Origin of the sequence: Sphingobium rhizovicinum (assembly GCF_042647625.1) — a bacterium.
Taxonomy (GTDB): domain Bacteria; phylum Pseudomonadota; class Alphaproteobacteria; order Sphingomonadales; family Sphingomonadaceae; genus Sphingobium; species Sphingobium rhizovicinum.
On sequence record NZ_JBHRVU010000005.1, the window covers coordinates 1,053,464 to 1,068,038 of the forward strand.

A 14,575-nucleotide genomic window follows, 5' to 3' on the forward strand; every position below is an offset into this window, starting at 1 on the left:
GCAATATCCCACCGGCGCGATAAGAAAGCATATAGGAAATTCATTATTACACTGACGGGATAATCATTGCGCCGCTGGGAAGGGATAGACGAGTTTGTCGCAGTCGCGGCCGCCGGCAGTTTCAAGGCCGGCGCGGAGGCGCTGGGCGTGTCCACCACCCATATGAGCCGCGCCATTGCAGCGCTGGAGTCGCGCGTGCAGGCGCCCCTGTTCCACCGGACTACGCGCACGGTGCGACTGACCGATACGGGACGGCTGTTCTTCGACCATTGCAGCCGCATCGTCGCCGAACGGGACGAGGCGATCGCGATGATCAGCGAGGGCGGCGAGCCGCAGGGCGACATTCGCATCACCTGCTCCACGGCGATGGGAGAGCGGTTCATCGCGCCGATCGTACAGCTTTACGCCATGCAGCATGCAAAATTGCGGGTGACGATCGACCTGACAAACCGGATCGTCGATCTGGTCGGCGAAGGCTATGATCTGGCCATTCGGACCGGGCAACTGGCGGAATCGCGGCTGATCGGCACCCGCATCGCGTCACGCCGTCTCTATAGCTGCGCCTCGCCCGATTATCTGGCCAAACATGGCGTGCCGATAAAGCCCGCCGATCTGGCGGATCATGAATGTCTGGCCGGGACGACGCCGCTCTGGCGGTTCAGGCGCGGCGGGCGGGACGAAACGATCCGACCCAAGGGGCGCTGGCGCTGCAACAGCGGCAGCGCGGTGACGGAGGCGGCACTGGCAGGCATGGGCATATGCCAGTTGCCCGAATTCTACGTGCTGCCGCATCTGGCTTCGGGCGCGTTGCAGGAGGTGCTGGCCGATTTTCGGCCGGATGAGGAACCGATCTGGGCCGTCTATCCCCAGCGACGACACCTGTTGCCCAAGATCAGCGGATTGCTGGACCTGCTGCGCCAACAACTGCCAGCCGCATTGGCACAATCTAAGGGTTGTGGGGATTCATCTTGAGTTGATGACGGCAGCAGCGAGGTAGATGATGGCCTCGAAGCTGCGATCAGTTTTGCATGCGCGCATGGCGATGCGCTTGAACTCTTTGAGTTTACAGAAGAAGTTTTCGATCAGGTGTCGCCATTTGTACATTTCGGCGTCGAGCGGGATGGGTATGGCGCGGCGAGGGTGCTGAGAGATAACGATCTTGGCGCCGCGTTGGTTGAGATCGGTAATGATGTCGTTGCTGTCGAAAGCCTTGTCGGCGAGCAACGCTCCGAACTCGACGCCTTCGATCAGCGGTGCAACACCAACGCTATCGAAGCGATTGCCCGGCATCAGACGGAAGCGCACCAGGTTGCCCAAGGCGTCGGTGAGCGCCAATATCTTGGTCGTCATGCCGCCTTTGGAGCGGCCGATGGCCTGGCTCGAAGTCCCCCTTTTGCGCCTTGTCCATGACGATGAACTTTGACGATGGTGGCATCGATCATAGCGTATTCCATGTCAGGCTGATCCGACAAAGCATCGAAAATCCGCTTGAAAACATCCGCTTCGCGCCAATCGCGAAAGCGTCGAAACGCCGTACTCCAATTGCCGAACTGTGCTGGCAGGTCGCGCCATGGACTGCCCGTTCGGACAATCCACAACACCGCTTCCATGAATAGCCTATTGTTCTTGCCGCTGCGTCCAGGATCGCTGACCTTCCCCAGACAATGTGGCTCCATCTTCGCCCATTGGGCGTCGGTCAGTACAAAGCGATCCATCCACAACATGAATCACATATCCAGATAAATGGGAATCCTAAATCCCCACAACCCTTAGCTAATCGGCCTCGCCATCGGGCCGGGTGAATTCCAGGAAACGGCTGTTGCCTTCGGCATCGGTCGCCTCAAGCGTGTCGACCAGCGTGTCGAGATACTGGTTGAGCGTCTCCACCTCCTTTGCCTTGAGATCGGAGACGAGATAGGTCGCGACCTTGTCCGTCTGGGGGCGCATCAGCCGGTAGAGTCGCTGCCCTTCGTCGGTCAGCACCAATATCTTGCGGCGCTTGTTGGCCGGGTCGCGCTCCACCGTGATGCGGCCATGTTTCTGGAGCGCGGCGACGGCGCGGGAGACGCTCATCGGATTGACCCCGGTCATTTCCGCCAGTTCATGGCTGGCCGAATTGGGAAAGCGACCAAGCAGCATCAACAGCCGAAATTCGTTCAGGCTGATCTTGTAGCGATGCTCCAGATAGGTGGAGAAGGGGGCCATCAGCTTGTTCGCCAGCCGCAGGACGCGGTGCAGCGTGTCGGCCGGACTGGCTTCGGCCGCCGCAGGGTCGGTCTTGGGGCTGCTGTTCGACATGGTCTTGCGATAGGGCATTTGCCGGCGCTCAAGTCAAGCCGACGATGGCGCAACCGACACTGGTGAATTTGCCATCGGCCAGATGATAATGGATATATTGGCGCATCTGCTGCACCTGCCCTTTCGCAATCGGCATGAACTGGTCGAGGCCCTGCTGCGCCAGCGTCGCGGCATCCAGATCCTTGATCGCTTCGACCCGGATGATCCCTTCCAGCGCGATCAGTTCTTCGCTGGCGGCGAAGCGCTCGATCGTCAGCGTCTCAACGACATGGGCATGAAGAAAGCCGTAGAAGCGCCTGAACGCTTCCCGCGTGCCAAGGTCCACGCCAAAGAAGCGGATGCTGGCGCCGGGCGCATAGAAATCGAACACCGCGTCATAGTCGCGATTGTTGAACGCCTGCGCATAGCGATCATAGTCGGCGCGATTCATGACGCTTTCTCCTCTCCTTCTGCCTTGCTTATTTGATAACGATCGTTATCATTTTGGAAAGCAAAAAATGAGGAGAGGCAAATGGGCTATAATGCGCAGGAGCAGCGCAATCTGGATCTGGTGCAGGCGATGTTCGACCATGTGCTGATACCGATGGATGGCGATGCGGCCGATCGCTTCATTGCGCCCGATTACATCCAGCATAATCAGTGGGTGGATACCGGGCTGGCGCCTTTGAAAGCCTTTCTGCGCAAGGTGCGCGGGGAAAATCCCGACGCGGTGCATGACATCAAGCGGCGCTTTGCCGATGGCGATCATGTGATCATGCATTATCATGTGCGGCGGTTCGACGGCGATCCGGGCTTCGCGGTGATGGATATTTTTCGGGTCGAGAATGACCTGATCGTCGAACATTGGGACGTGGTGCAGGATGTGCCGTCCCAAAGCCCCAATCCCCATTCGCCCTTTTGAGCCGGAGACGAGCGATGCGGTTCAAGGACAAGGTGGTTCTGGTCGTCGGCGGCAATAGCGGTATTGGCCTCGCCAGCGCGCAGGCCTTTGCAGCGGAGGGCGGCGTCGTGCGACTGACCGGCCGGGATCAGGCGACGATCGATGCAGCGGTGGCGGGGATTGCAGGGGCGCGGGGCTATCGCGCAGACATTGCCGATCTGGATGCGATGGAGGCGGTGATCACCGACATCGCAGCGCGGGACGGGCGGATCGATACGCTGTTCGTCAATGCGGGCGTGGGCGGCTTCGCACCGCTGCGCGATCTGACGCCGGCCGACTGGGATCATGTCCATGGCGTCAACCTGCGCGGATGCGTCTTTGCGATCCAGAAGGCGTTGCGGCTGATGAGCCGGGGCGGGTCGATCGTGGCGACGGGATCGATCGGCGGCCATGCCTTCGTACCGGGCAACACCGCCTATGCGGCGGCCAAGGGCGGGCTGTATGCGGCGTTGAAGGTGATTGCGGGCGAACTGGTGGGCGAAGGCATTCGCGTCAATCTGGTCAGTCCCGGCCCGATCGAAACGCCGCTGCTGCATCGCAATCCCGGCATGAGCGACAAGGATGTGGACAGTTTGCGCGACGCGATGATCGCGGCAGTGCCAATGAAACGCATGGGCCGGGCGGAGGAAGTCGCGCGTGCCGTGCTGTTTCTGGCGTCTGACGAAGCCAGCTTTATCACCGCCGCCAATCTGTTCGTGGATGGAGGGACATTGGAGTTAGGATGATGGAAAATCTGTTTTCGACGCTGGACAATCCCCGGCTGGAATTTGTGATGGAGGTGCGGCTGCAATTTCCGCGCGTCCAGATGATCGCCAACACCCCATGGGGCGGCAATCGCAGCGCGGTCTATGTGGAAAGCGGCACGTTCGAAGGGCCAAGGCTGCGCGGCAAGGCGGTGCCGGGATCGGGCGGCGACTATGCCTATTTCCGGCCCGATGACGTCGCGGTGTTCGACGCGCGCTATATGCTGGAGGAGGAGGATGGCACGCTGATCCTGCTCAACAATCGCGGTTTCCTGTGGGGGCGCAAGCCCGACACGATGCAACGGCTGCGCGACTGGGCCTTTGCCGGCGGCGAGCCGGTGGAGCAGCAGGACTATTATCTGCGCGGCAATCCCAGTTTCGAAACGCCGGTGGGCAAACATGACTGGCTGACCAAGCATGTATTCGTCGGCGTGGGCGAGCGGCGAGCAGACGGCAATGTGTTGCGCTATTATGCGCTGACCTGAAGGATAGGGCGGTCGTGGGACCGCCCTATCCCTCTTCAAAGCGAGATCAGCGCATCCAGCGCGAGCGCGCCTTGCCCTTGCGGATAGACGATCACCGGATTGAGATCGACCTCGCGGATCGCGGGCGTGGCGGCAACCATCCGGCCGAGGCGCTGGACGATGTCGGCGACGGCGCCGATGTCCATCACTGGCGCGCCACGAAAGCCATCGAGCAGCGGCCCCATGCGCAGGGTGCGGATTTCCGCAATGATCGCGTCGCGGGTCAGGTCAGGCGGCAGCAAACAGACATCGTGCAACAATTCCGCCGCGACGCCGCCGAAGCCGACGAGGATGGTCGGTCCCCAATGCGGATCATTGCGCGCGCCGACGATGAGTTCCACGCCCTTGGCCGCCATGCCCTCCACCAGCACCCCATCCAGCAGCAGGCCGGGCCGCGAGGCGGCGAGATTGGCCATCAATCGATCCCATCCGGCTGCGACGGCTGCGGCGTCGGCCAGGTTGATGATGACCCCTCCCGCATCGCTCTTGTGCGGGAGTTCGGGCGACTGGGCCTTCAGGACCACCGGATAGCCGAGGCGATCAGCGGCGGCGACGGCTTCCGCCGCGCTGTGCGCCAGAGCGAAGGCGGGGAAGGCGATGCCCTGCGCGCCCATGATCGCCTTCGCCCGATGTTCGGGAATGGTGCTGCCGACCTGTGACAGACATTCGACTGACAGACATTCGACCGACGGGGCGCCGAGCGGCGCGATCGTTTCGTCCCGCTTGCGATGCGCCGCGATGCGGGCGAGCGCGCGGAGCATCCGCTCGGCGGTGGGCAGATAGGTGACGCCGGCGGACCGCAAGGCGGCGAGATCGTCGGCAAAAACGCCGCCACCTTCGTCCACGCCGCCCACGATGATCGGTTTGGTTTCGCCAATCGCCTTCAGCGCATCCAGCACGGCCGCAAACTTCACATGCGATGTGCCAATGTCTGTCTGGATCAGGGTCAGGAGGATGGTGCCGATCCGGTCGTCCAGCGCCAGCGCGGCAAGGGTGCGGCCATAGAGGCCGGGATCGACCAACCCCTGTGCGGTGATGTCCATCGGGTTGGTGACAGGAACGAAATCGGGCAGCGCCGCGCGCAGCGCCGGGCTGTCGGCGTCGGTCAGTGTCGGCAGATCAAGATCGACCGCTTCGGCCAGATCGAGCATCATCGCCTTGAACGCGCCGGATTCGGCAATGACGCCCGCCCCGCCAATCCCCGCATCGGGCGCGCGGGCGAGGATTTCGACGACATCGCCCAGTTCCTCCAGCGAATCGACCAGAATGACGCCGGCCCGCTGGACATGGACGGCCATGACGGCATGGTCGCCCGCCATCGCGCCGGTATGGGTGGCGGCGCTGGCCGCGCCCGCCGCGCTGCGGCCGGGGTGGAGCAGGACGACAGATTTATTGGCCGCCCGCGCGGCGCGGGCGGCGGTGAGGAATCGGGCGGGATCGCGCACATGTTCGGCGATGAGCGCGATGACAGCGGTGTCGGGCTGATCCACCAGATAGGCGAGATAATCCTCGATCCCGCTCGCCGCCTCATTGCCCGTGGAGATGTAGCAACTGAGCGGGACTTCACGATGAATCATCGTCGTCGCCAGCACGGCGGCCATAGCGCCCGATTGCGACACGATGCCGACGCGGCGATCGCCCTGCGCCCGCGCCTCCGGCATTTCGATGAAGGTCAGGGAGACATTCTCGCGGAAATTGACAAGGCCAAGGCAATTAGGGCCTTCCACCACCATGCCGCTGTCGCGGGCGATGCGGGCGATTTCCTGCTGGTCGGCCAGACCCTGTGGCCCATCCTCGGCAAAACCGGCGGAAAAAATGACGGCGGCGCCGACGCTCTTGCGCGCCAGTCCCCGGATGGCATCCAGCACACCGGCGCGCGGAATGGCGAGAACAGCGACATCGACAGCTGCGGGCAGATCATCGACCGACGCAATGCACGGCCGGCCGCCAATCTCCGCACGCTTCGGGTTCACCAGATAGATGGGTCCATCAAAGCCCTGCCGGACCAGATTTGCAAGAACCGAGGCGCCAAGCGAACCGGGCTTGTCAGAGGCGCCGATGATGGCGACCGATTGCGGGCGCAACAGGCAGTCGAGCGACGGGGCGGCGATGGTCCGATCTGCCAGGCAAATTTCTTCCGTCACGCACACCTCTCCTGCCGGTCCGGCGAATCAGCCGCCGGTTTCCGCAATAATTGTGCGCCTATGATACAATTAGCGCAAGCCTCATTCGCTTTCCGTGTCGTCCGGGCCAATACGGTCGAGCAGGTCGAGCAGCGTGCGCAGCTCTGCGGCGCTCAGGCGCGCGGTCATCTGCGCATCGGACGCGCGCATCGCCTTCATCATCGCCGCCAGTTGCGCCTCGCCATGGGGCAGCAGCACTAGCGCATTGGTGCGCAGATCGCGGCCGGGACGTCGTTCGATCAACCCCTTGTCGACCAGGATGTTGACCAGCTTCATCGCGCTCGACCGATTGATGCTGAGCGCGCGGCCCAGCGCGGTCTGGTCGCAACCCGGATTGTCGCGGATCAGGATCAGCGCCGTCATCTTGGCCGGAGACAGATCATGATCCGCCAGCGCCGCCCGCGCATCGGCATCCATGCGCAGATTGGCGCGCTGCACCTGATAGCCGATGAGTGACTGGAGGTCGGCCCCCTGTTTCATCCCTATTTTACCCTCTTGCCAATATTGTATCCTAAGCGCACAAATATATGCTATAAGCGCCGGAATGATTTTGCGATAGGCAATGACGGCGCACAGCGCAAATCAGGAGAGCGATGGATGGACCGAGAGTATCAACTGCTGATCGACGGCGAACTGGTGCCGGGCGTCAGCACATTCGATGTGGTGAACCCGGCGACGGCGCAACCCTTCGCCACCTGTCCCAAGGCGGACGAAGCCCTGCTGGAGCGCGCAGTCGCGGCGGCCAAGAAGGCGCAGCCCGGTTGGGCGGCAAGGCCGGTGGAGGAGCGCGCGGCGCTGACCAACCAACTGGCCGACGCGCTGGAGGCGCGGATCGGCGAATTCGCCAGCCTGTTGACCGCCGAACAGGGCAAGCCGCTGGATCAGGCCGCCTATGAAATCATGGGCAGCGTCTTCACCCTGCGCGCCTTTGCCGCGATGCGGATTGAACCCAAGCTGCTGAAGGATGAAGGCGGCAACAAGGTGATCGAACATCGCACCCCGTTGGGCGTGGTCGCATCCATCACGCCCTGGAATTTCCCGCTGATCCTGCTGATGAACAAGCTGGGACCGGCATTGGTGACGGGCAATACGATGGTGTCGAAGCCCGCGCCGACAACGCCGCTGACCACGTTGCTGTTCGGCGAACTGGCGAAGGACATATTGCCCGCAGGCGTGCTCAACATCATCTGCGACCAGAATGAGTTGGGACCATTGCTGACCGGGCACAAGGATATTGCCAAGGTCGCCTTCACCGGATCGACCGCGACCGGCAAGAAGGTGATGGCGTCATCCGCCGGGACAGTGAAGCGCGTGACGCTGGAACTGGGGGGCAATGACGCGGCGATCGTGCTGGACGATGTGGATGCGCGGCAGGTGGCCAGGAAGGTCTATCAGGGCGCGATGACCAATGCCGGGCAGATCTGCGTCGCGGTGAAGCGCGCCTATGTGCCCGGCCCGCTATATGATGATTTCTGCGACGAACTGGCCAGACTGGCGAACGAAGCGATCGTCGATGATGGCGCCAAGCAGGGCACGACCATCGGCCCGGTGCAGAACAAGATGCAGTATGACAAGGTCAGCGCGCTGATCGCCGACGCCAAGACGCGCGGCACCGTGCTGGCGGGTGGCGAGCCGATGGACCGGCCCGGGTATTTCATCGCGCCGACCATTGTGCGCGACCTGCCCGAGGACGCGCCGCTAGTGCAGGAGGAACAGTTCGGCCCGGTGCTGCCGGTGCTGAAATATGACGATATTGACGACGTCATAGCACGGGCCAATGACAGCGATTATGGGCTGGCCGGCACGGTATGGGGCAAGGATGTCGAACGGGCGACCCAGATCGCGATGAAAATCGACACCGGCACCGTCTGGGTCAACCAGCATCTGGCGATCGACGCGAACATCCCCTTTCGCGGCGTGAAGCAATCGGGCCTTGGCGGCGAACTGGGCGAGGCGGGCCTGTTGGAATATACGCAGGCGCATATCGTCAACATCGTCGCGCTCGAAGACGCCTGACGCCCGACTCCGATCGCGTCGGAAAGGGGCCGGCGAAGCATTGCGCTTCGTCGGCCCTCTCTTTTTGATATTTTCCGCTCCTTGCCTTCACATATTCGGAACATTCCGTCGTGTGCGAGACATAGCTTCGATTTTCAGGCGATAGCGCCATCGTCCACGAATGGCGCATCGCTGGGCATACACGTCGCGCCCTCTTGCCATAAATGATACAGTGTATCATATGCGGCCGGAAGACGTAGCGGGGACAGGGATCAAGGTTATGAACAGTATTGCGGGCCAGACGCCCCCCATCGGCCTTCGGGCCTCGACATCCCCGATCGACGCAGCAAAGGCCCGGACGCGACTGATCGCCATCGATGCGCTGCGCGGTCTCGTCATGCTGTTCATGCTGGTCGATCATGTGCGGGAAACATGGTTCCTGCATTTGCAGGTCACGGACCCGGTCGACGCCAACACCACCGATCCGGGCCTGTTCTTCACCCGGCTGCTCTCCACCTTCTGCGCGCCGACCTTCGTGGCGCTGACCGGCCTGTCGGCCTGGCTTTACGGCCAGTCGCATACAAAGGGGCAGGTGTCGGAATTCCTGCTGAAGCGCGGCCTGTTCCTGATCTTTCTGGAATTCACCGTGGTCGGTTATGCCTGGCCGACACAGGCCCCCGCCTTTCCCCCGACGGCGATCTGGTTGCAGGTGATCTGGGCGATCGGCTTCAGCATGATTGCGCTCGCTGCGCTGCTGCACCTGCCGCGACCGGCGCAATTTGCCGTGGGTCTTGCCATCGTATGCCTGCACAATCTGCTCGATCCGGTCCGGCTGACGGCCGACCAGCCGGGCTATGCGCTATGGGCGGTGCTGCACCAGCGGTCGCTGATCGATTTTGGCGGCATCGCGGTCAAGACCACCTATCCGATCCTGCCATGGATCGGCGTCATCCTGCTGGGCTATGCCTGCGGTCCGTGGTTCGCGCGGGGCAGCGATCCGGCTCCCCGCATTCGCCGGCTGGCGCTATTGGGCCTTGGCCTGATCGCGGGCTTCGTCGTCCTTCGCTGGCTGAACATCTATGGCGACAAGCCCTGGTTCGTGGCGGAAACGCCGCTGCGCACCGTGATGAGCTTTCTGGCGCTGACCAAATATCCGCCATCGCTGCTGTTCCTGATGCCCACCATCGGCACGGGCTGCCTGTTGCTTGCCCTGTTCGAACGCTTCGAAAGCAGCAAGGCGATGCCGACGCTGGCCATGCTGGGCGGCGCGCCAATGTTCTACTACATCCTGCACCTCTATGTGCTGAAGGCCATCTATAATGTCGCGCTGCTGATGTACGGCCCGACCAAGGGGACGGTGTTTGGCGTCGACCAGCTGCGCTGGGTGTGGATCTGGGTCTTCATCCTGATCCCCGTCCTCTATTTTCCGACCCGCTGGTTCGCGCAGCTTAAGCAGCGCCGCAAGGACATATGGTGGCTCAAATATCTCTGACGGTCCTGCGTTAGGGTCGACCTGGGCCGCCTTCCCCGTGGAAGGCGGCCATTTTCCGGGGTTTTCACGCCCTTTCGCGTCAAAAATCAGCGCAGCATTTTCCTGCCGTAACGGCGCCGGATTCACAATTTTGCGCCGTTCCATGAGCCAAGTTTGACGTAATATTTCCGTCACTCAACCTAGCCTCGAAACCAAGAAGAGGTGGCAAATCACCCGAGGATCGGCCCCACGACAGGACAAAGTCCGCGCGGGAAAATAACAAGGCAAGCCGATCCCCCCGTTTCGCAGGACATAAGGGAACAGCGATTTCAGAAGGGGTTACAGCATTATGCGATCATCATCCGCCCTACGCCTGGCTTGCATCGCCAGCACCGCCGCCATCGCCTTGTCCTCCGCCGCGCAGGCGCAGGAACCTGCCGCCGAAACGACGGATGGCGAAATCGTCGTCACCGGCCTGAAGCGCCAATATTTTGGCGACACGCCCGTCCGTGAAATTCCGCAGGCGGTCCAGTTTCTGGAAGGCAAGCTGCTGGACGATCTGAACATCACCCGGCTCGACACCGCACTGGAACTGGCGAGCGGTGTGTCGAAGCAGAATAATTTTGGCGGCCTCTGGGACAGTTTCGCGATCCGCGGCTTTGCCGGCGACGAAAATTTCCCGAGCGGCTTCCTGGTCAACGGCTTCAACGGCGGCCGTGGCTATGGCGGCCCGCGCGACGCATCCAACGTCGAACGGATCGAAGTGCTCAAGGGGCCGAACTCCGCCTTGTTCGGGCGCGGCGAACCGGGCGGCACGATCAACATCGTGACGAAGAAGCCGACCTTCAAGCAGGGCGGCAGCTTCTCTGTCGCAGGCGGCAGTTGGGAAACCTATCGCGTCGAGGGCGACTATAATCTGCCGCTAAGCGACAGCATCGCGGTGCGCATCAACGGTTCGGCCGAACAGGGCGACAGCTTCCGCGACACGGTGGAGACGCAGAAATATACGCTGACGCCATCCTTCCTGGCGAAGCTGTCGGACAAGGACATCTTCACCTACGAACTGGAATATGTGAAGCAGAAGGTGCCGTTCGATCGCGGCGTCGTGGCGATCCCGACCACCAACGCCGACGGCACGACCAGCTATAATCTGGGGGCCATTCCCAATTCGCGCTTCCTGAGCAATCCCAATGACGGCCCGATCCGTATCGGCGTGCTGGGGCATCAGGCGCAATATCAGCATGACTTCAGCGACGACTGGACGCTGATGCTGGGCGCGGGATACAAGAAGACGACCTTTGAAGGCTATTCCAGCGACCCTGAACTGGCGATGGGCCGGCAGATGCTGGACAATGACGGGCGCACCCTGTCGCGCCAGCGCCGCTATCGCGACTATAGCACCACCCATATGGTGTTCCGCGGGGAAATCAGCGGCAAGCTGGAAACCGGATCGATCGTCCACAATATCCGCATCGGCGGGGACTGGGACCGTTTCAAGATCGACACCTATCAGCTGCGCTATCGCCCGACCGCAGCGGACCAGTCCTATTCGATCGACATCTTCAATCCCGATTACACGATTGCAGCGCCAACGCCGACCAGCGTGATCCAGAATGCGACGGAAATCCAGAAGGCCTGGGGCGTCTATGCGCAGGACCAGATCGAGATTACCGAGCAGTTCAAGGTGCGCTTCGGTGGCCGGTATGACGACTTCAGCCAGAATATCGACAATCGCCTGGGGACGACCAACCCGGCGTCCTACACCAAGTTCAGCCCGATGGCGGGACTGGTGTTCGAACCGACCAGCAGCCTGTCCTTCTACGCCAGCTATGGCAAGGGGTTCCGGCCGAACAGCGGCGTCGACGTCAACAACAATCCCTTCGCGCCCGAAGTCAGCAAAAGCTATGAAGTCGGTGCGAAGTTCGTGACGCCGGACGGCAGGCTGACCAGCACGCTGTCGCTGTACAAGATGAAGAAGAGCAACGTCCTGACCGCCGACCTGCTGACCGGCCTGTCGATGGCGGTGGGCGGAGCCAAGAGCCAGGGCGTGGAGTTCGACGTCAACGCCAAGCTGCCCGCCGGGTTCGAACTGTTCGCAACCTATGCCTATACCGATGCCGGTTGGGCCCATGATTATGCGTCGGCCGGCGTATTTAAGGACGATCCGCTGATCAACATTCCCAAGCATCAGGGCAACGCCCTGCTGTTCAAGAATTTTGCGATCGGTAATCATGAAGCGATGCTGGGCGCGGGCGTAACCCATGTCAGCAAGCGCCTGGGCCAGACAGCGGCGCAATTCTACCTGCCCAGCTACACCATCGCCAAGGTGCTGGGATCGTTCAACATCACCGACCAGATCAAGCTGTCGGCCGACGTGAACAACCTGTTCAACAAGAAATATTACGCCAGCTCCTATTCGGCGCTGTGGATCCAGCCGGGCACGCCGCGCCAGTTCACGGTCCGGGCCAGCTTCGACTTCTGATCCTTCCCATTCGGGGCGTGCCCGCCCCGACCGGCCGTCCGTGTCCCTCCCTCAAAGCTCGGGGACACGGGCGGCCTTTTCTTTTACAAAGGCGCCGGCATGACCCTGCTCTACACATCCGATCCGACCCGTGGCCGCATCTGGCGGGACATATTCGCGCACGAGGCGGAAGATGTCGGCTTTTTCGATCAGGCCGACGCCTATGATCGCGAGGCCATCCAGTATCTGGCGGCATGGGCTCCGTCAGCCGATCTGATCGCCAGCCTGCCCAATCTGGAAATCCTGTTTTCGATCGGCGCTGGCATCGACCAGTTCGATCTGAGCGCGTTGCCGCCGCATATGCGGGTCGTGCGCATGATCGAGCCGGGCATCGCGGCCGGCATGGTCGAATATGCGACGATGGCCACGCTGGCGCTGCACCGGAACCTGATCGACTATCGCGAGGCGCAGAAGGATGCGCGCTGGGCGCCGATCAAGCTGACGCCGGCTGGCGAACGACGGATCGGCGTCATGGGGCTGGGCAATCTGGGGCAGGCGGTGTTGCAGGCGCTGACCCCGTTCGGCTTCGCGCTATCGGGGTGGAGCCGATCGCCCCGCGCAATCGAGGGCGTGACCTGCCATGCCGGGGAAGCGGCGCTGCCCGATTTTCTGGCGGCGTGCGACATACTGATCTGTCTGCTGCCGCTGACCGAGGAGACGCGCGGCATTTTGTGCCGGAACAGCCTGTCGCAGCTGCCCCGCGGCGCGGCGTTGGTCAATGTCGGACGGGGTGGCCATCTGGTGGAGCATGATCTGCTGTCGCTGCTTGATGAAGAGCATCTGTCCGGCGCGTTTCTGGATGTGACCGACCCCGAACCTTTGCCTGCCGATCATCCCTTATGGACGCATCCGCGCATCGTCATCACGCCCCATATCGCCAGCATGACCCGCGCAGACAGCGCCGCACGCGCGCTGATCGCCAATATCCGCCGGCATCAGGCAGGCGCGCCGCTGGACGGCGAAGTCGCACGGAATCGAGGCTATTAAAGCAGCGACATTCCATGCCGTGGCCGGGGTGGGACCGCTGCTTTTCATCCGATGTCGACGGCCCGATTGCCGGTTGCCAAAGGGCGCGGCAAACTATGCCGAAAGGATCGCGATAAAGCCGTGAATCTGCCCCCCGACCCGAACATATCGGGCGCATGTTCCGGCCACGCCATGTCGTAATATACCCGTCAAACGGCTTCCCAAGCCACCTGTAGACTCTGCAAAGGACGCTCCGCCGATGCCCAATTTCCGGCCCAAATATATCAGCTTCGACTGCTATGGCACGCTGACCCGTTTCCGCATGACCGAAATGGCGACCGCCTTCATGGCCGATCGCGTCGCAGCCGAAGACCTGCCCGCCTTCTGCAAGGACTGGAGCGCCTATCGTTTCGACCAGGTGATGGGCGACTGGGAACCCTATCAGGAGATCATCCGCAATTCGCTGCGCCGCACCTGCCAGAAATGGGGCGTCGCCTATAATGAGGCGGATGCCGACGCCGTCTATGCCGCCGTTCCGACCTGGGGACCGCATGACGATGTGCCCGGCGGCCTTTCCAAGATCGGCGACAAGATCCCGCTCGTCATCCTGTCCAACGCGATGAACGACCAGATCCATCACAATGTCGGCATGCTGGGCGCGCCCTTCCACGCGGTCTATACCGCACAGATGGCGCAAGCCTATAAGCCGCGCATGCAGGCGTTCGAATATATGTTCGATCAGCTGGGCGCCAAGCCCGAGGAGATGATGCACGTTTCCTCCAGCTTCCGGTACGACCAGAATACGGCCACCGACCTGCATTTCGGTTGCCGCGTATTCGTGGGCCGCGGCCATGAGCCGTCCAACCCCTTCTATCGCGACGTTGAAATTCCCCATATCGGCGCGCTGCCGGCGGTGGTGGGGCTGTAAGAGCGC

Annotated in this window: 14 protein-coding genes; 9 read left to right on the forward strand and 5 right to left on the reverse strand. The window is 62.1% G+C overall.

Annotated elements, in window-relative coordinates; translation table 11 throughout:
- The first annotated feature begins 66 nt into the window (after positions 1–66).
- Entirely contained in the window at positions 67–972 is a 906-nt protein-coding gene (locus tag ACFOKF_RS23575) for a LysR family transcriptional regulator (protein WP_380799042.1), read from the forward strand.
- Here ACFOKF_RS23575 and ACFOKF_RS23580 read toward each other — a convergent pair.
- The 3 genes from ACFOKF_RS23580 to ACFOKF_RS23590 form a co-directional block, all read right to left on the reverse strand.
- A protein-coding gene (locus ACFOKF_RS23580) for an IS5 family transposase (RefSeq protein ID WP_380797779.1) occupies positions 964–1,715 on the reverse strand; the annotation gives its coding sequence in 2 pieces (ribosomal slippage) (positions 964–1,385 and positions 1,385–1,715; 753 coding nt in all). The genes ACFOKF_RS23575 and ACFOKF_RS23580 overlap by 9 nt on opposite strands.
- A 58-nt stretch (positions 1,716–1,773) precedes the next feature.
- Positions 1,774–2,316: a MarR family winged helix-turn-helix transcriptional regulator gene (locus ACFOKF_RS23585; RefSeq protein WP_380799043.1), complete on the reverse strand. Its 543-nt coding sequence runs from the start codon at positions 2,314–2,316 to the stop codon at positions 1,774–1,776.
- 10 nt (positions 2,317–2,326) lie between these two features.
- Positions 2,327–2,728, reverse strand: coding sequence for a nuclear transport factor 2 family protein (locus ACFOKF_RS23590; RefSeq protein WP_380799044.1), 402 nt, complete (start codon positions 2,726–2,728; stop codon positions 2,327–2,329).
- 81 nt (positions 2,729–2,809) lie between these two features.
- Here ACFOKF_RS23590 and ACFOKF_RS23595 point away from each other — a divergent pair, with 81 nt between their 5' ends.
- The 3 genes from ACFOKF_RS23595 to ACFOKF_RS23605 are packed head-to-tail and all read left to right on the forward strand — an operon-like array spanning position 2,810 to position 4,466.
- On the forward strand, positions 2,810–3,199 hold the full coding sequence (locus ACFOKF_RS23595; protein ID WP_380799045.1) for a nuclear transport factor 2 family protein: 390 nt from the start codon (positions 2,810–2,812) through the stop codon (positions 3,197–3,199).
- A 14-nt stretch (positions 3,200–3,213) separates the two neighbouring features.
- Complete coding sequence (locus ACFOKF_RS23600; protein WP_380799047.1) at positions 3,214–3,963, forward strand: SDR family oxidoreductase; 750 nt, start codon at positions 3,214–3,216, stop codon at positions 3,961–3,963.
- Positions 3,963–4,466: a DUF3237 domain-containing protein gene (locus tag ACFOKF_RS23605; RefSeq protein WP_380799348.1), complete on the forward strand. Its 504-nt coding sequence runs from the start codon at positions 3,963–3,965 to the stop codon at positions 4,464–4,466. Before ACFOKF_RS23600 ends, ACFOKF_RS23605 begins: the two co-directional genes overlap by 1 nt.
- A gap of 35 nt (positions 4,467–4,501) precedes the next feature.
- Here ACFOKF_RS23605 and ACFOKF_RS23610 read toward each other — a convergent pair whose 3' ends face one another.
- Positions 4,502–6,649 carry an acetate--CoA ligase family protein gene (locus ACFOKF_RS23610; protein WP_380799048.1) on the reverse strand — a complete coding sequence of 716 codons (2,148 nt, stop codon included), beginning with the start codon at positions 6,647–6,649 and terminating at the stop codon, positions 4,502–4,504.
- An 81-nt stretch (positions 6,650–6,730) separates the two neighbouring features.
- Positions 6,731–7,168: a MarR family winged helix-turn-helix transcriptional regulator gene (locus ACFOKF_RS23615; RefSeq protein WP_380799050.1), complete on the reverse strand. Its 438-nt coding sequence runs from the start codon at positions 7,166–7,168 to the stop codon at positions 6,731–6,733.
- Between the two features lie 117 nt (positions 7,169–7,285).
- Between ACFOKF_RS23615 and ACFOKF_RS23620 the strand changes: the two genes are divergently transcribed.
- The 5 genes from ACFOKF_RS23620 to ACFOKF_RS23640 all read left to right on the forward strand — a co-directional run bounded on the left by ACFOKF_RS23620 (position 7,286) and on the right by ACFOKF_RS23640 (position 14,569).
- Positions 7,286–8,704, forward strand: a complete 1,419-nt coding sequence (locus tag ACFOKF_RS23620; RefSeq protein ID WP_380799051.1) for an aldehyde dehydrogenase family protein — start codon at positions 7,286–7,288, stop codon at positions 8,702–8,704.
- 259 nt (positions 8,705–8,963) lie between these two features.
- Positions 8,964–10,175 carry a DUF1624 domain-containing protein gene (locus tag ACFOKF_RS23625; RefSeq protein WP_380799052.1) on the forward strand — a complete coding sequence of 404 codons (1,212 nt, stop codon included), beginning with the start codon at positions 8,964–8,966 and terminating at the stop codon, positions 10,173–10,175.
- 328 nt (positions 10,176–10,503) lie between these two features.
- Positions 10,504–12,636 carry a TonB-dependent siderophore receptor gene (locus ACFOKF_RS23630; protein ID WP_380799053.1) on the forward strand — a complete coding sequence of 711 codons (2,133 nt, stop codon included), beginning with the start codon at positions 10,504–10,506 and terminating at the stop codon, positions 12,634–12,636.
- 99 nt (positions 12,637–12,735) lie between these two features.
- On the forward strand, positions 12,736–13,662 hold the full coding sequence (locus ACFOKF_RS23635) for a 2-hydroxyacid dehydrogenase (protein WP_380799054.1): 927 nt from the start codon (positions 12,736–12,738) through the stop codon (positions 13,660–13,662).
- 238 nt (positions 13,663–13,900) lie between these two features.
- Positions 13,901–14,569 (forward strand): haloacid dehalogenase type II, encoded by a 669-nt coding sequence (locus ACFOKF_RS23640; protein ID WP_380799055.1) that lies wholly within the window; start codon positions 13,901–13,903, stop codon positions 14,567–14,569.
- Positions 14,570–14,575: the final 6 nt, after the last annotated feature.